Source organism: Chitinophaga sp. CCNWYY40 (genome assembly GCF_037483205.1).
GTDB lineage: Bacteria > Bacteroidota > Bacteroidia > Chitinophagales > Chitinophagaceae > Chitinophaga > Chitinophaga ginsengisegetis.
In genome coordinates this window covers 621,374-639,020 of sequence record NZ_JBBHLF010000004.1, presented here as the reverse complement: position 1 = coordinate 639,020, position 17,647 = coordinate 621,374, and the positions used below count along the sequence as shown (strand labels likewise).

The 17,647-nt window shown below is 47.5% G+C and carries 11 protein-coding genes; 4 read left to right on the top strand and 7 right to left on the bottom strand.

The window, feature by feature from the left end:
- Positions 1-19: 19 nt before the first annotated feature.
- The 3 genes from V7S65_RS17305 to V7S65_RS17295 are packed head-to-tail and all read left to right on the top strand — an operon-like array spanning position 20 to position 3,842.
- Positions 20-1,453: a glucosaminidase domain-containing protein gene (locus V7S65_RS17305; RefSeq protein ID WP_336387409.1), complete on the top strand. Its 1,434-nt coding sequence runs from the start codon at positions 20-22 to the stop codon at positions 1,451-1,453.
- A gap of 52 nt (positions 1,454-1,505) precedes the next feature.
- Positions 1,506-2,051, top strand: a complete 546-nt coding sequence (hpt, locus tag V7S65_RS17300; RefSeq protein ID WP_079469327.1) for a hypoxanthine phosphoribosyltransferase — start codon at positions 1,506-1,508, stop codon at positions 2,049-2,051.
- 45 nt (positions 2,052-2,096) lie between these two features.
- On the top strand, positions 2,097-3,842 hold the full coding sequence (locus V7S65_RS17295; protein ID WP_336387408.1) for a YfbK domain-containing protein: 1,746 nt from the start codon (positions 2,097-2,099) through the stop codon (positions 3,840-3,842).
- Between the two features lie 4 nt (positions 3,843-3,846).
- Here the strand turns inward: V7S65_RS17295 and V7S65_RS17290 are convergent, their stop codons facing one another.
- From V7S65_RS17290 to V7S65_RS17280, 3 genes are all read right to left on the bottom strand, one after another.
- Entirely contained in the window at positions 3,847-4,788 is a 942-nt protein-coding gene (locus V7S65_RS17290; RefSeq protein WP_227024398.1) for a class I SAM-dependent methyltransferase, read from the bottom strand.
- A gap of 78 nt (positions 4,789-4,866) precedes the next feature.
- Positions 4,867-6,039 (bottom strand): molecular chaperone DnaJ, encoded by a 1,173-nt coding sequence (gene dnaJ / locus V7S65_RS17285; RefSeq protein ID WP_079469325.1) that lies wholly within the window; start codon positions 6,037-6,039, stop codon positions 4,867-4,869.
- 109 nt (positions 6,040-6,148) lie between these two features.
- Positions 6,149-6,721, bottom strand: coding sequence for a nucleotide exchange factor GrpE (locus V7S65_RS17280; RefSeq protein WP_079469324.1), 573 nt, complete (start codon positions 6,719-6,721; stop codon positions 6,149-6,151).
- Positions 6,722-6,859: 138 nt separating this feature from the next.
- On the opposite strand from V7S65_RS17280, the gene V7S65_RS17275 reads away from it, so the two are divergent.
- The gene (locus tag V7S65_RS17275; RefSeq protein WP_079469323.1) at positions 6,860-8,032 is read left to right on the top strand and encodes a class I SAM-dependent rRNA methyltransferase; all 1,173 of its coding nucleotides are present in this window, start codon (positions 6,860-6,862) and stop codon (positions 8,030-8,032) included.
- Between the two features lie 83 nt (positions 8,033-8,115).
- On the opposite strand, the gene V7S65_RS17270 is transcribed toward V7S65_RS17275, so the two are convergent.
- From V7S65_RS17270 to V7S65_RS17255, 4 genes are all read right to left on the bottom strand, one after another.
- Positions 8,116-8,469, bottom strand: a complete 354-nt coding sequence (locus V7S65_RS17270; protein WP_079469322.1) for a T9SS type A sorting domain-containing protein — start codon at positions 8,467-8,469, stop codon at positions 8,116-8,118.
- A gap of 188 nt (positions 8,470-8,657) precedes the next feature.
- Positions 8,658-9,689 (bottom strand): PorP/SprF family type IX secretion system membrane protein, encoded by a 1,032-nt coding sequence (locus V7S65_RS17265; RefSeq protein ID WP_111576690.1) that lies wholly within the window; start codon positions 9,687-9,689, stop codon positions 8,658-8,660.
- Positions 9,690-9,709: 20 nt separating this feature from the next.
- Positions 9,710-12,565 carry a PKD domain-containing protein gene (locus V7S65_RS17260; RefSeq protein WP_336387407.1) on the bottom strand — a complete coding sequence of 952 codons (2,856 nt, stop codon included), beginning with the start codon at positions 12,563-12,565 and terminating at the stop codon, positions 9,710-9,712.
- A 163-nt stretch (positions 12,566-12,728) separates the two neighbouring features.
- The gene (locus V7S65_RS17255; protein WP_336387406.1) at positions 12,729-17,600 is read right to left on the bottom strand and encodes a PKD domain-containing protein; all 4,872 of its coding nucleotides are present in this window, start codon (positions 17,598-17,600) and stop codon (positions 12,729-12,731) included.
- Positions 17,601-17,647 lie beyond the last annotated feature (47 nt).

Genomic DNA, 17,647 nt, shown 5'->3' with positions numbered 1-17,647 from the left:
CCATTAAATCCGAACATACATGCAAGTAAGAAAATTCTTATTGGTAGTCAGTTTTCTTATTGGCTTCGTTACCGTACTGCACGCACAGAACATCACAACGCAGCAGTACATTGCCACCTATAAAAACTTAGCCATTGAGGAAATGCGCCGCTCAGGCGTGCCTGCCGCCATTAAACTGGCGCAGGGGATTATAGAAACACAGTCCGGCAACGGTACCTTGTGTTTACAATCGAACAATCACTTCGGTATTAAATGTAAAAATACCTGGACTGGCAAAACCATCAAATACGACGACGATGCCGCGCAGGAATGTTTCCGCGTATATGAATCCGCCCGCGATTCCTACCGCGATCACTCCGATTTCCTGCACGCCAATCCACGCTACGCTTTCCTCTTCCAGTTTGATGGCGATGATTATAAATCATGGGCCTTTGGACTTAAACAGGCCGGATACGCCACCAACAAAACTTACCCGCAACAGCTGATCAAAGTAATTGAAGATTATAACCTCCAGCAATATACCATGATTGCTATGGGGAAAGATCCTTCCGCCGGCGATGCTGCTACCGATGGAACGATGTATGCAGAAGTAACGGAAAAAGGAAGCAAAACTTCTCCCGGAAGAAAAAATCCGGTTACCACTACCAAACAAACGGTCTACCCCAAAGGTATCTTTGAAATCAATGGCCGCAAAGCAGTGTATGTAAAAGCAGGCAGCTCCCTGATCCAGGTAGCCGACCAGCGTAACATGCGTCTCCGTAAACTGGTGCGTTACAACGACCTGGAGAATGACAATCCGCCCGCAAAGGATATGATCGTCTTCTTACAAAAGAAAAGCAAAAGGGGAAATAAAGAATACCACAATGTTGTTAACGGGGAAACCATGCACGATGTAGCCCAGGCAGAAGGGGTACAGTTAAGATGGTTGCGCCGCCGTAATAAAATGAATGAAGGGGAAGAACCTGCTGCCGGTCAGCGGTTAACCCTCGACGGCTTTGCTTCTGCGGCGCCCAGGCTGGCTAAAAACACCCGGGTACTGAAAGAAGAAGACCAGGAGCCCCCGGAAGATTTTTCTCCCCGTAAAGCACTGGATGGCATTAAAGAAGAAGTGGCTAAAAACACAGCAGGCGGTGCTGCGGTACCGGAAACAAAACCAGCCCCACAACAGGGTGGTGTGCCGGTAGCCATGATAGAAGACCTGAAAAAAGCCGGGCAGGTAACTACCACCGGAAATACAGGTACGCCAAAGGCATCCCTGCCACAACCGGCTCCACGGCCGGCTACACCTGCGCCTGTACAGAAGTCCGGTACACAATACCACGATGTACAGCCAAAGGAAACGCTGTATGGCATTGCCAGAATGTACAACCGCTCTGTTACGCAGCTGCAGGAATGGAATAACCTGCAGGGTTTTGATATTAAAATCGGCCAGCGTTTGCTGGTAAATAAATAAGCAGCGATCTTTTTTTGCTGATGATTGTTAAATAAGGAAATGCAGAAGTATTATGTCAGTGATTAAAGTGCATGACAAAGAGTTCCAGCCCTATATTGATGAAGTGGCGTTGCAGCAGCGGGTAAAGGAAATGGCGGAACAGATTAACAAAGATCTGAAGGGGGAACGCCCTTTATTTATCGCTATTCTCAACGGCTCCTTTATGTTTGCCGCAGATGTGTTTAAATACCTCACTATTGAGGCGGAAATCTCTTTTATTAAACTGGCCTCTTATAAAGGCACCAAATCCACCGGTAATGTGGTACAGGCCATTGGCCTCGACGAAGATCTCTTTGGCCGCACCGTAGTGATCCTGGAAGATATTGTGGACACCGGCCGCACCATGAGCCAGTTCCTGCCGCAACTGGAGCATCAGCAACCTAAAAAATTACTCGTAGCAGCCCTGCTTACAAAGCCGGATGCGATGGTACATCCTATCAAAATAGATTACCTGGGCTTTTCCGTTCCGGATAAGTTCCTGCTGGGATACGGGCTTGATTACGATGGCCTGGGCCGGAATCTGCCAGCCATTTATCAACTGGTGGAATCCGGGCAGTAATTATTTTTTCCGGGCGCTTGCCCGGAAAAAATCTTAACTTAATACATGCTCAAGTACCTTTTACTCTTTCTTTTCTGGGGTGGAGGGCTGCAGGCGCAAACAATCTGGGTATCGGGAGCGGTAGAAGACAGTTTATCCCATCGCCCCGTTGCAGGAGTACAGGTGAAGGTGATGGATGACACAGTCCATGTGGTCACAAACGCTTTCGGTCTTTTTAAAATTTCAATCCCCACGGCATCTGCCACGTTATTGCTCACACAAAGCGGTTATCAATCCAAACAGGTAACGGTGCGCAAATACGACAGGCTGTTAATAACGTTATCGCCTCTACGTAAAGATGCCGACCCGGTGGCCCTTGCCAAAGCCCGGTCAAAACTGCTGCACAGCAGCAATCCCAATTACGGTAATACCGGTATGGGAATACACTCTTTTTACAACGAAACTTACGGCGCTACCTACGAAAATAAATTTGTCCGTACCTCCAGTCACCCGGTATCCACCTTCGCCCTGGATGTGGACAGGGCCGCCTATAGCAATATCCGCCGCTTCCTCCGGCTGAAAGAAACCGTACCGGTGGATGCGGTACGCATTGAGGAAATGATCAACTATTTCCACTACGATTACCCGTTACCGTTAGCTGGCCAAACGATGGCCATGTATAGTAATTATACCACCTGCCCCTGGGAAACTACTCACCAGTTACTGCAGATCGCCATCAGGGCGCGCGCATTGGAAACAGACAGCTTTCCCGCCAGCAACCTGGTTTTCCTGCTGGATGTTTCCGGCTCTATGGGCACGCCCAATAAGTTGCCTTTATTACAGGCGGCTTTCCGCATCCTGGTGAATAATCTGCGCCCGGTAGATAAAGTAGCGATTGTAGCCTATGCCGGTGAACCCGGCGTCCTTTTACCGGCTACACCCGGCGATCAGAAAGAAAAGATCCTCAATGCAATAGATAATCTCAGCGCCGGCGGCGCCACCGCGGGGGAAGCCGCTATAAAAATGGCGTACCGGATTGCGTCAGAGCAATATATTCCTGATGGCAATAACCGCGTGATACTGGCCACCGACGGCGATTTTAATGTGGGCCTCAGCAGCGATAGTGAAATGGAAGAGCTGATCATTCAGCAGAAAGAAAGCGGGGTATTGCTTACCTGCCTGGGTTTTGGGATGAAAAATTATAAAGACTCAAAGTTGCAATCCCTGTCCAGTAAAGGGAATGGTAATTTTGCGTATATAGATGACCTGGAAGAAGCCAATAAAATATTTGCCCGCGAATTCGGCAGCACCCTGTTTACTATTGCCCGCGATGTGCAGTCGGAAGTATGGTTTAACCCGGCGCTTGTAAAGTCGTATAGGCTTATTGGTTATGAGAACAAAATACTGCCTGCCGACAGTTCGGAGAAGGGGGAGTTTGGCGGAGGGATTATCGGCAGCGGGCATTGTTCCGTGGCGTTGTATGAGATTATCCCTGCACCGGAAGCCGCTCCCGGCGATACGGTGCTGGCCCGGGTAAAGATATCCTGGCGTGATCCGCAGGATACGGCGATGCAATATTTACCCGGTGTAATTCCTGCGGAACTGAAAAGTTTTGATAAAGCATCCGATGATTGCCGCTTTGCCGCGGGGGTGGCTTTATTCGGTATGTTACTGCGCAAGTCTTCCTACTGCGGTAAAGGCAATATAGGCATGGTGAGCGATATTGCCCGCAGGGCGTTGGGCGCCGACAAAGGCAACTATCGCCTGGAGTTTCTGAAGATGGTAAAAATGTTGCGTAAAGGAAAGCGTTGACCCCTTATTTTATTAACCGGTAGCACTTCCTGATCATCTTCTGCTGAAAATCAAAAGGTAAGGTCTGATTGGTAATATCCTTGATGCTGGAGGCATTGATCTTATCGGCTTCCAGTACAAACCGGCGGTAGTTATTGCTGAAGTAAACAACACCATCCTTTTTGGTAGCCAGTAATACTTTATTGAGCATATCCGCATGATCGCGCTGTACATCGAGGAAATCCTTCATCCGCTTGCTGTTGGAGAAGGTCGGCGGGTCTATGATTACGAGATCATAGGTGTTGAGCTTCAGGGTGTCGAGGTATTGGAGTACATCCGCATGTACAAAAGTATGTTTCGGGTTATCGAACCCGTTCAGCTTCATATTTTCTTCTGCCCAGGCCAGGTAGGTTTTGGACAGATCCACAGAAGTTACTTCTGCTGCGCCACCTGCGGCAGCATACACGGAGAAGGAGCCCGTATAACAGAACAGGTTTAGTACTTTCTTATCTTTTACTTCTTCCCTTATCATGCTGCGTGTAATGCGATGGTCGAGGAATAAGCCGGTATCAAGGTAATCGGAAAGGTTCACTTTAAACTGCAGGCCTGCTTCGTAAGCCGTCATGATATGGCTTTCCAGGCTCAGTTTTTCGTACTGGCTTTTCCTGTTTTCTTTACGTTGCCGTTGTTTAACCCATATTTTATTGGGGGCTACTTCCAGTACTTTGCTGATCAGTTCCAGGCAGGTATCGAGCCACTCTTCGTGTGCATCTTCTTCCATGCCGTGTTTGCGGTGGTACTCTGCGATGTAAACATGGTCTTCATACATTTCTATGCTGAAGGGAAATTCAGGAATATCATCATCATACACCCGGTAGCAGGTGATGTTTTGTCGTCTGGCCAGTTTGGATGTATGCCGGAAAACTTTCGTCAGCCGGTTTTCGAACATCTGCAGTTTTTGTTCCATGATATGATATTAAAAGCGGAGGGGAAGGATTCCGGCCTTTAGCCGAAGACCTTCCCCTCCGCTTTATTCGTTAAATCCTCAGCTAAAAATATCCCTTACCTTTTCGAAGAATCCTTTATCGGATTTTTCGGGGTTTGGTTTAAAGTTATCGGACGATTGTAGTTTATCGAGCATTTCTTTCTCTTCAGCGGTTACATGCTGTGGTGTCCATACATTCACATGAATAAGCTGATCGCCTTTTTCATAAGAGTTTACGGAAGGGAATCCTTTGCCTTTCAGTCGGAATATTTTACCGCTCTGTGTGCCGGCAGGGATTTTAATTTTGGCTTTCCCGTCGATGGTAGGCACTTCCAGGGAGGTACCATACACTGCATCGGGGAAGGAGATGTGCAGATCGAACGCCACATTGAGTCCGTCGCGTTGCAGTTCCGGATGTGGTTCTTCTTCGATGAGGATGAGCAGATCGCCGGGTGCGCCGCCTCTTTCGCCGGCGTTACCTTTACCGCTCATGCTCAGCTGCATGCCTTCCTGAACGCCTGCCGGGATATCGATGCTTACCATTTCCTCGCCATACATACGGCCTTCACCTTTACAGTGGCCGCATTTGCTGGTAATGATCTGGCCTTCACCATGACAGGTAGGGCAGGTAGTAACGGTTTGCATTTGTCCGAGGAAAGTTTGGGTAACTTTTCTTACCTGGCCGGAACCGCCACAGGTATTACATGACTGGAATGCGTTTTTATCTTTTGCGCCCAGGCCACCACAATGCTGGCAGGGTACATATTTCTTTACTTTAATTTTTTTGTTGGCGCCTTTGGCGATTTCTTCATAGGTAAGACGGATCTTAACCCGGAGGTTAGAACCGCGGGTACCGCGTCCACGACGGTTTCCACCGCCACCACGGGCGCCACCGCCACCAAAGAAGCTGCCGAAAATATCATCGTTACCAAAAATGTCACCGAAGTTGGAGAAGATGTCGTCCATGTTCATTCCACCACCGCCATATCCACCACCACGGTTGCCATTCATGCCGGCATGGCCAAAACGGTCGTATTGCGCCCTTTTATCAGGGTCGCTTAATACTTCATAAGCTTCAGCTGCTTCTTTGAATTTTTCTTCTGCCTCTTTGTTATTTGGGTTGCGGTCAGGGTGAAACTGCATAGCCACCTTGCGGTAGGCTTTTTTAATTTCATCCTGGGAAGCAGATTTGGCAACAACCAGTATTTCGTAATAATCTCTCTTGGTAGACATTATAATAATCACTTAATGCTGGTGCAGGCACCAGCTTTTGTTCGGTAAAAAATATTGCTTTACGTCAGCTTTTAGCATAGGCATCCTTAGAGATTATGCCACATCGTCATTATTTACCCACAATTACCTTAGCATGACGGATTAACTTGTCATTCAGGTAATAACCAGGTTGCAGCACATCTACTACTTTACCAACGAGCTCTGGCGTAGGAGCAGGGATTTCGGTAATAGCCTCTTGCAGATCCGGATCAAATGGGGTGTGTATACTCTCCATTGGCTTCAGTCCCTTCGCTTGCAGGGTACTTCTCAGTTTATTGAAAACCAGCATTACGCCATCTTTAACGGCAGCAACATCGGTAGTATTTTCCAATTGCTTTTCGGCCCTGTCGGTATCATCCAGCACATCCAGCAAAGATATGATAACTTCCTTACTGGCTGTTTGCATCAGTTCTATACGTTCTTTGGCAGTACGTTTACGGTAATTGTCAAATTCTGCCTGTAACCGGAGATATTTATCACGGATTTCACTTACTTCCTTTTCTTTCTTCTCCAGTTCTGTCACTTCATCTGGCGCATTACTCGTATTTGAACTATTGCTTATATTTTCTTCTGGCATGCTTTCGTTTTCGCTACCAGTGTTAGCCTGACCGTTTGTCTGCATGTCTTTTTCGTTTTCTGTCATAATAAGTAATAATTGTCTGCGCTGGTATGCAGTCAATTTCTTTGCCAACAGCGGTTTTGCCGACAAAAAGGCAGAATTGAAGCGAAAACCGGGAGGCTAACCGCTAAATAGCTACCTTTGCCCCTCGAAATACAATAAATGACTAAAGTTTTTTTAAAGAAACAGATACAGAACAGGGTATTACAAGGGCATCCCTGGATTTTTGGTAATGAAGTAGCCGAAATAAAAGGAGATGTAAATGCCGGTGATATTGTAGATGTATATACACATAAAGGTTTTTTCCTGGGACGTGGTTATATCAATCCTCAATCCCAGATTCTCGTACGACTGCTTACCCGTGATAAGAACGAAGAAATAAACCCGGAGTTCTTTTACCGCCGTCTCCTGAAATGCTGGGAGTACCGGCAGAAACTGGGCTATGTGGAAAACTGCCGTCTTGTATATGGAGAAGCAGATGATTTGCCTGCACTGGTAATCGACAAATTCAACGATTACTTCGTTATTCAAACGCTCGCATTGGGCATGGAGAAATGGAAAGATGCCATTGTAGATGCCATCAACCGCATTTTTTCACCTAAAGGAATCTACGAAAGAAACGATGTACCTGTAAGGGAACTGGAAGGCATGACTCAACAGAAAGGCTTTCTCAGCGAGCCTTTCGACACAAATCTGATCATCAATGAAAACGGTTTGCGGTTTCATGTGGATATCGTGAACGGCCAGAAAACGGGCTATTTCCTGGATCAGCAGGACAACCGCCGCGAAATTAAGCATATCGTAAAAGGCGCCGACGTAATGGAAGCCTTCTGCTATACCGGTACTTTCTCCTGTCACGCTGGTTTTTACGGCGCCAAAAGTGTACTGGGACTAGATATCTCCGAAACAGCGGTGGCTACTGCCCGCAGAAATGCGGAACTAAACAACCTGCAGGATATTTGCCGGTTCCAGGCTGTGAATGCGTTTGATCAGCTGAAGCAATGGACAAAGGAAGAGAAGAAGTTCGACGTGGTAATACTGGATCCGCCGGCCTTTACCAAAAGCCGTGAAAATATCTCGAAAGCCGTAACAGGGTATAAGGAAATTAACCTTCGCGGGATGAAGCTGCTGAAGCCCGGAGGTTTCCTGGTAACTGCGTCCTGCACCAACCTGGTATCGCCGGACCTGTTCCTGCAAACCATTGATGCAGCCGCAAAAGATGCGAAGAAGAGACTGCGCCAGGTAACTTTCCAGACGCAGGCCCAGGATCATCCTATCCTGAGAAATATTGAGAATACCACTTATCTGAAATTCCTGATTGTAGAAGTTTCCTGATGAGAGAAGATATAAAAAAGAAAAAGTCACGACGCAAATCGTGACTTTTCTTTTTTTATTTTGATGCCAGATATATCTATTATCTATTTCACTACATTGAATTTCCCGGATTCCACCAGGTTGCCCCGCTGATCTCTTAACTGGAAAATATACAGACCGTTATAATAATTATCCAGGCTCACCGTTGTCTTGGAACTGATGCCTTTTAACTGATCTATTTTTTTTCCGAGGAAATTATATACAATAAGATCGTATAAGCGGTCGTTATTATGTTGTTGAACTTCAAATGTTATGACAGTAGTAGCGGGATTGGGATATAGCTTCACAATTTTGCTACCCCCCTCCGTAGTAGGTTGGGATTTATCGCTTTGAGCCTTACCTATGCTGGTAAAAAGGCTGAAAACCATTATGAGAATCAGGGTAGAGGTTTTCCACATAGTATTATAAAAATAAAGTTTTTTTCAAATATTTCCTAATTTTTGTTTGATAAATTCAGCTCACTCGAGCGCCCATGTTTCTACATAAAAATAACAAACCACAGGCCATTTTGTTAGCATTTCTGCATATTTTATGTAATTTTTAACGCTTGGTAGTTTATTTTCATAATTAATTGATTTATAATAATTTAAAATCTGGGACAGTTTACGCTTTCCAGTGTCGAGTTCCTGCTGTTGAGAAATCCCTTGAAAACCAATGAAATTTCAAAGCCGCCAAATGTCTGGCTGGCAGTTCTCAGTTTGGAAATATTGGTGTCATAGCTCATTCCGATCTCGTATTTATCCATGTCAATTTTGACAGTAGGGATAATGGCGTCATTCCATCTCAGGAAGAGCCCGCCATAAATAGCCCGGGTTGATTCCAGCCCCTGGTCCATCAAACCATAACCGATTAATGCACCGCCGATAAATTCAGTATAAGTGCCCTGGTGCAACTGGTTGTAGTGTGCAATCACTTTTACCCGTTCATCTACCGGTATCGTAATACCCGCGTTGAACGTAAGTTTCGGCTGCAATTCAATATTCTGATCGTTATAAAAAGATATTTTAGCCCGGTTAAAATGGAAGTAGCCGGCCCCGATAAAGTAATTCACATCTTCCCCGATCACGCTGTTGTAACTCAGGCCCACACCGGCATCCAGGTAACTGTAGCCTTTCAGCGCCAGCTTGCCTTCCTCGCCGGTAGGGGAAGCCGGATCAAAACGGCCGCTCGTGTACTGGTTGTTGAAGGTCATGTTGGTAGGATCAAATTGCCGCTGTACAAAGCCGCCCATGAACCCCACGGAGAGGAAACTGCTCTTATCCTCATTGAGGGACTTATGATAGTTGATAGCCGGGAAGATCTGCGTGGATTGTAGTTTGGACGTACCTGCACGGTCGTAGGTTACCTGCAAACCCGTAGTCACATAGTCGTTGCTGCGGCCTACCGGAAACTTTATTTCGCCACTCACAGTACCGGTCTGGTAAGGAATGGTAACGCTGTTCCACTGGTTGCGATATACTGCCTGCACGCGCACATCGCCGTTGAAAATGCCTATCAGCGCAGGGTTGCGGAGGATAGGCGTTTCATAGAACTGCGACAGATGTATATCCTGGGCATACAACGGTGTTGCACAGGGGATGCAAACTATCGCCAGTAATACGCGGTATATGATTTTCATGTTAGCCAGGTTAAAAATATTTATCTGAGTAATGTTACGTTGCCTTTCATCTGGAAAAATTCATTGGTATCACAGTATGCTTCAATAAAGTAGATATACACATCGGAAGGTTGCGGCTTGCCGTTAAAGGAGCCGTTCCACCCGGTGCTGATATCATCGATGTTGATTTTTTCGCGGTGATGTACTTCCTGTCCCCAGCGGTTGAAAATCCGGAAAGACTTTATCAGGCTGATGCCCTTTCCGCGTGGATAGAAGATATCGTTTTGCCCGTCGCCATTGGGACTGAAAGTATTTGGAATAAACACCACGTCGGTGTTGCAAACGAGGTCCACGTTCATGATATCGCTTTTCGTACAGCCGAACTGGTTAGTACCGGTAATACTGTAGGTAATGGGTTTACGTACAGCCGCCGTTACATACGGAGAGCTGGTGTTATCGAGGTAATCATCCGGACTCCATTTCCATTTCACGATGTCCGGGCTTCCACTGGCCATGAGCCGTACAATATCTCCCACCATTACGGTCTGGTCTTTCCCTGCATTTACCTGTGGTACCGGCTTTACGGATACCTTCACGGAAAGCGGTGCACTCATCGGGCAAATGGCGTCGTTGGTGCCGGTTACCTGGTAAGTGATGTCTTCTATTGGTGTGGTAACCGGGTTGGCGATAGTGTTGTTGGTTAAGCCGGTAACGGGCGTCCAGTTATAGATGGTGGCGCCTGTGGCTTTCAGCTGTACCGATGTGCCATAGCAGGCAATAGTATCATTACTTACAGCAAGATTTACTTTGGGCACCACTACTACATCCGTGGAATCATATACCGTACATCCGTACACGTTAGATGCCTGTACATGGTAACGGGTGCTTGCAAGTGGCGATGCTACCGGATCTGTACAGAAAACACAACTGAGCTGGTTAGTGGTGAGCCATTGTACGGTGCCATCTGATAAGGCGTTGAGGTTAACGCTGTTACCCTCACAGATTTTTGGCTGCTGCGCAGATGCTTTCACCACCGGCGTAGGATGAATGTTGATGGTTTTACTGATGGAGTCCCTGCAATTGCGGGCGTCTGTTACCACGAGTTTCACTGCCTGTCCGCCGGAAGCGCTGTACTTGGTGGCCGGCGGCGTTTGAGTGGTGGAACTCAATCCATTGCCCAGATCCCAGTACCAGTTGGCAATGGGGATATTGGGAGAAGTGATGGTGTTGTTGATAAAGCTCACTGCCTGGCCTGCACAGGTAACCGGGCCAGTGGTAAAGTCGGCCTGTGGCGCGAGGATGTCAATATCATCCGGTTTATACACAATATCGTCGCAGTAAGCAGGATCTTTATAACGAATGGTGAGCTGGTTATCGAACGTGCCGGTAGTGGCCCATGTTTTTATGTAGGTTTGATCGGTAGTGGTAAAGGTGGTACCATCGCCGAATTGCCAGGTGTAGCTGGAAACCAGTCCCAGTGGCACATTCAGCACGCCGTAAGTGGCTTTGCTTCCGCGGCAGAGGGAGTTGACGCCGGCGGTAAAGTCGGCCCGGAAATAATAGATCGTCTGGAAACTGCTATGGTTGCAGTTATTGCCTATTTCCCCGATAGTAAGTCGAACGGTATAATTGCCTGGTGTTGTATAATTATGCACCGCATCCATTGTGTTTACCAGTGGCGAATTATCTCCAAAGTCCCACTGATAGGTGGAATTAGCGCTGGTGCCGATAGAATTGTTGGTAAAGATGAATTTACTTTTATCAGCACAATCGCGTACTACACTGAATTGCGACACCGGGCCGGTTACATCTACCGTAACCGGAGACGCTGCTGTGAAGCAGCCATTACTGCCCGCTTTCATTTGTACGGTAAGCGTACCATTGGCATTAAAAGAATGCCTGATATCGTTGCTGCTGCCTGATTCCGTTTTCCCATCTCCGAAATCCCAGCTGTAGGTATCTGCAAAGCTGGCGTTAGCCAGCAATCTTACGGGGTCGCCTACGCAGGTACTGGCAGGAGATACGGTGAAGCTTACATTGGAAGGCGGATTGCCGGTGTGTACAAATTTATCAAAGGAGGAGGTTACCACGCACTGGCCCTGTGTAGTAACGGTAACGCCTACGTTGTAAGTGCCCGTTTGCGTATATACGTGATTTACATTACCGGTGGTAGTGGATTGTGTGTTGCCATCCCCGAAATTCCAGGCCCAGGATACAACCGGATCGTTGATATCGTTGGTAGAAGTAGCGGAAAATGCTGCGGTATAAGGCACGCAACCGGATAATGGCGTGGCCATTGTAATCTGAGGCAGGGAAATATCGATATAAGCATCTTTTTTCAAAGTGGCCGTACAGCCGTTACTGTTAGTAACGGTGAGGGTTACATCAAATTTACCCGCGCGGGTGTATTGATGTGGTATATAAGCATTGCTGGTGGTAACCGGCGCGGTGCCGTCGCCGAAATCCCACGTACGACTGGCCGCGCCTGTGGTGACATCTGTGAAATTAGCGGTGAATACTTTGCAGCTTTTTGTTACATCTGCCGAAAAAATAACCTGGGGGGTGGCACCTACTACTAAATCCCGCCAATAGGTACTGGTGGTTGTTCCGCCGCTTACTTTATATACTGCTTCCAGGGTAATTTTTATGGGGCCGCCACTGGTATAGGTTACCTGCGGATGCTCTTCATGTGAAGTTCTGCCATCCCCGAAATCCCAGTTATAAGTGAGGGGAGTGCCGGTGCTGGTATTTCTCAATGTCAGTGTTACCGGTGTACACAGGTTACCCGGCGAAGCGGTATAGGTAAAGTCCGCCTTCTGTGCCAGTAAGCAGTTTGCCTGCAAAAGGGATATAAGGAGCAGTAATGTCCAAAAACACTTTGCCTGTAGGTATTTCATAGGGTACACAGGTTTTCCATTGACTGAATGTCTACACAAATTAATAAAAATTACATATATAAACTTTTTGATTTTCGGAATTTTTAATAAAGGAAAGATGGAAATGCAGCAGAGTAGCTGCAAATCAACAACATCCGTATCAAAAATTCCGTTGACGGTGTTCCTACCTGATAAGGGTAATATTCCCTTTCAGCAGGTTCACAGCGCCTTTATCACACACCACTTCCACATAGTAAACAAATACATCCGGATTCAGGATGGTGCCTTTGTAGCGGCCATCCCATCCCGACGATGGATCATTGGTATTCACACCGGTACGCTCAAATACCAGTTGCCCCCAACGGTTGAAGATCCTGAATATGCGGATGGACTGCATGCCGCGGCCCCGCACATAGAAAATATCGTTCTGGCCATCGCCATTGGGAGAAAAGGTATTGGGGATGAATATGTTGCCTTCATCGCATACCAGCTTGATTGCCACCTCATCGGTGCTCACACAGCCAAACCGGTTGGTTACCTTTACATGATAAGTAATATCGTCTGTTGGGGTAGCTGTAGGCGTTAGGCAGTCGTAGCAGCTTAAACCTGTTACGGGTGTCCATTCAGTTTTAATGATATCCTCACTGCCGGTAACAGGTAACGGAATAACAGAGCCGGTGGCAATCACCATATCCGGGCCTGCGTTTACTACCGGTACCGCACGTACGTAAACCCTGGCCAACGCTGTATCTGTGAAGCAGGTACTGTTATTATAACCCACTACCTGGTAGGTGATATTACCATCCGGACTGGCAACCGGGTCGGCAACATCCGCGCGGTTCAATCCCCTGGCGGGAATCCACTGATATCGTAAAGCTCCCCCTGCATTCATTTTTACGCTTTCGCCCGCACATATCTCCGCATCCTGTGCATAAATTTTAAACGGCTGGGTAACAGTAACGGCTACTTCGCCTGTATTCGTACAACCGTATTCGTTAGTAGCGGTAACGCGGTATATGGTATCGATATCCGGCGTTGCCTGTGGCGATACACTGGCTACATCTGAGATGTTGTAATCAGTCCAGTTTACTGCTACATTGGCGGTGGTATTTGCCTGCAGCTGTAATGCCGCACCACGGCAGATAGTAGCGGTAGTGGGAGAAGGATTTAATACCGGTGAAGGATGTACGGTCATTTGCGCCGTAGTTTCCGAAGGACAGGAACCATCGGCATTAGTGATCGTTAATACTACGGGTATGGTGCCGGTGCTGTTTAAAAGTATTTCCGGTGGCACAGGTACATCGTAGGTTTGCCCTGTACCTACCTGCCACAGCCATTTGGTACCTGGTATATTTTTGCTGTCGCTGCCGGATAGCTGTATTTTCCCGGACACACAAAGCGGTGAAATAGGAGCGATTACGGCCACCGGTTGCGGCGGAATTATCACCGGCAATATCTTTTCATCTATACAGCCATAGGCGCTGGTTACTACCAGTTTAACATTAGTTGTTCCGGGCTGCGGATAATTAAACAAACCGTTTACGGTAGTAGCACTGTTGCCGGGATTACCCGGTACGCCGAAGTCCCAGGCATTGGTAAAGTCAAGCGCAAGTGAATCTTTCGTTAACGTTTTACTCTTATTGGTAAATGTTACCTCGCCGCCACCGCATACCTGGAAGTCATTGGTGATAAAGTCAGCGATCGTTTGATCCACAATGATCTTATCGTTTCCTGCTGCTTTTACTACGCAACCCTGGTTGTCCAGTAAGGATACGCGCGGGTAGTAAATGCCTGCTTTGGTATAGGTATGCGCCGGGGATACAGGAGTGGTAGAAGTAAGTACCGTACCGTCGTCGAAATCCCACATATAGCTGTCGGTTTTAACAGAGGTGGCGCTGATGCTGATTGCTAACGGCACACAACCCTGTGTTGGCGTGGTTTTCATGGTGCCGTCCGGCCCCTTGATGGTAATTGGAAGTGTAGCGGTGCTGGAGCATCCTCCTTCTGAGTATACTGTCAACACTACATCGTAGGTCCGTGCCCGTGCATAGATGTGTACATCCGGATCATTCTTGGAGGAGGTGCCGTTATCGCCAAAATTCCAGCTGGAGTTTACAAAATCGGTAGAAGTGTTAGTGAATAATACTTTCACCGGCGGACACAGATCCAGGTTATCCGGAATAGTGAAAGACGCTTTCGGATCCGGCACCCTGATTACATTTGCTTTGGTAATTTCATCCGTACAACCCGCAGGGGTGGTTACTTTGAGCGTTACGTTATATTGGCCCGGTGCGCTGTAAACCTTTGCAGGCCTGTTGCCTGTGCCGGTGGTGTTATCCCCGAAATCCCATGCATAACTTTGGATAGTGCCCTGCGACTGATCCACAAATGTAAATGACTTATCCAGGCAGGCGATATTGGATGGTACCATAAAGTCGGCCTTCACCCGGTCGAAGCGGATCACCTTCTGTACTTTCACTACACAGCTGAACTGATCGGTTACCGTCAATGAAACCGTGTAATCGTTCGCGTTAGTATAGGTATGTTTTATATCAATGGGTTGTGTGGTGTAATTCTCTTTACTGCTCTGATCCCCGAAATCCCATTCCCAGTTGAGTATGCTGTTGCCGGTGTTAACGGTGGATTTATCTGTGAAACTGAAAATCTCATCTTTACATCTCTTACCGGTATAATCAAAATCAGGTGTAGCGCCGTTTACATCAATGGTAATTGGCGGCGCTTCGCGGGTACAGCTGTTTTTATCTGTAATGGTGAGCTTAATGGTAAAGGTGCCTGTTTTGTTGTAGGTATGTGTGATGCCATTGGCGGGATTAAAATTGTAGGCTGGTATATTTTGCAGGGCGCTGCCATCACCCCAATCCCAGCTATATTCATTGATATTATCATTATTCAGCGGCCCTAACGAAATATGGATGCTTTCTCCTCTGCATATTCTGGGCTTATCGGGAGTAATGATTGGTTTTTCATCGATGATGTTCACCGATTGTGTAGTGGTAGAAGTACAGATACCATTGTCGATGGTAAGCCGCACCTGTTTCAGACCTGTTGTCTGATAGCGGAAATCCGGGCTTTGATCGGTAGACGTGGCGCCGTTTTCACCAAACTCCCACAGCCAGGTTTTTACCGCGGTGGGTATAGGCCCGAAGGTAGAGTTGTCGGTGAATTTCCGGTGATAAGGATCCACGCAATCCGGTGTGGTTTCAAACCGCGCGATGGGTGGAATGATCTGTATATAATTCCGTTTTATTAGCTGTTCAATACAACCATTATTGTTTACTACCAGGATGACATCATGACTGCCAATTTCATTGAAGGTATGATTAGGATTTTCTTCGGTACTGGTACTGTTATCCTGCACAAAGGTCCAGAGCCAGGAAGTGCCGCGGGGAACAGACAGGTTGGTGAACTGCACCGGGTCTTTGGCGCATGATTTCAGGGGAGTGGCCACAAAATCCACGACTGGCCTTGTTCCTGCCATAATAATAGTGGTGCCGCTGGCGGTACATCCACTTGCTGTAGTTACAGTAATGGTAACGGTGAAAGTTCCCTGTGTGGTGAAAATATGATTAGGTCTTGCATTGGTGGAAGTACTGCCATCTCCGAAATTCCATTGATAGCTGACAATAGGATCGGTAACATCCAGTTCTACGTAGAAGTCGACCGGTAAAGGGATACAACCCTCCGTTGCGCTGCGGTAAATACTCAGATTGGGTTTGGCGATATTGATGTAACCGGGATTGGTAACAGTTTTGCTGCAGCCCGAAGCATTGGTGGCGGTGAGGCTCACCGTAAAGGATCCTTCGCGGGTATAAGTGTGCGAAGGGTTTTCCAGTGTAGAAGTAGTGCCGTCTCCAAAGTTCCAGTTCCATGCGGTGGCATTGGTGGACTGTGCGCTGAACTGCGTGGTAAAGGGCGTATTACAGGCGCTGAGTGGCGTAGCTACCGGGTTAATTTGCGGAGAAGGATTTATGTGAATGGTTTGCTGGATCTCTTCCATGCAGCTGCCCAGGGTAGCCTGCATTTTCACGATATAATCGCCCGGTGTGGTAAATTGTTTCACCGCGTTTGCCGTTGTTTGTGTGGTGCCATCGGGGAAAGCCCAGGTCACCTGGTCAGGAACGGGTTGCGTGGTATTGGTGAAGTTAACAGGTTGATCTGCACAGGGAGCGGAAAAAGTAAAACCAGGTTTAACTTTTTCAATTACGATATATTCCGTTTTGGTAAGTGGTGTGGAACATCCGCCGGAAGTGTTAGCGGTGAGTTTCACGGTAAAGCGGCCTTCCCTGGTATAGGTATGTTGATTGGCGGTGCCGGTGGTGCCATCGCCGTAATCCCAGGTATAGGTAACCGGATCAGGCGAGTTATTAACAGTGTTGTTAAAGAAGTTTACGGTGAATGGCGTAGTACAGCTTTGTGTTTTATCGGCGGAGAAAGCGGGTGTGGGCGCGCTTTGTATTTTCACAGGTTCCGGTCCTTTAAAAGCCGTACAGCCGTAGCTGTTAGTTACAGCGCTGAGTACATTGTAAGTGCCAGCCTGTGTGTAGGTGTGGGTAACATTTGCGCCTGTGGCGCCGCCGCCGTCGCCGAAGTCCCAGGTAATATCCGCAATGCTGCCATCTCCCGGTGCAGACTGGTCCCTGAATGTAGCCATAAAGGGTGCGCATCCGGTGGTGCTGGGGATGGTGAAGTTGACAACAGGTTTGTTATATACCTGGATGTCGAGTTGTTTGACGATGGTATTAGCGCCGTAGGTAGCTGTTAATTTAACATGATAAATGCCAGGGTCCTGGAATGTTTTAGAGGGGGCGGGGTCGTTGGTAACGTTGGCGCCAAGCCCGAAATCCCATTCTATCTGTTGGTAGCCTGCATCCAGCGTAGCGGTGAAATTCACCAGGAAAGGGGGACAGCCTGCTTTTTTATCCGCATCTATAGCAACTGACTGCGCGCGGGCGCTAATGGCCAGGGCCATCACCGGCAGCAGACAAAGCAAAATACGTCTTATGACAATCCGCAAATAATTGTGTAGGCTTTTCATGGCATAGGTTGGCGTTAAGGCCGTTTCACAGGTATATTCAAAGCATA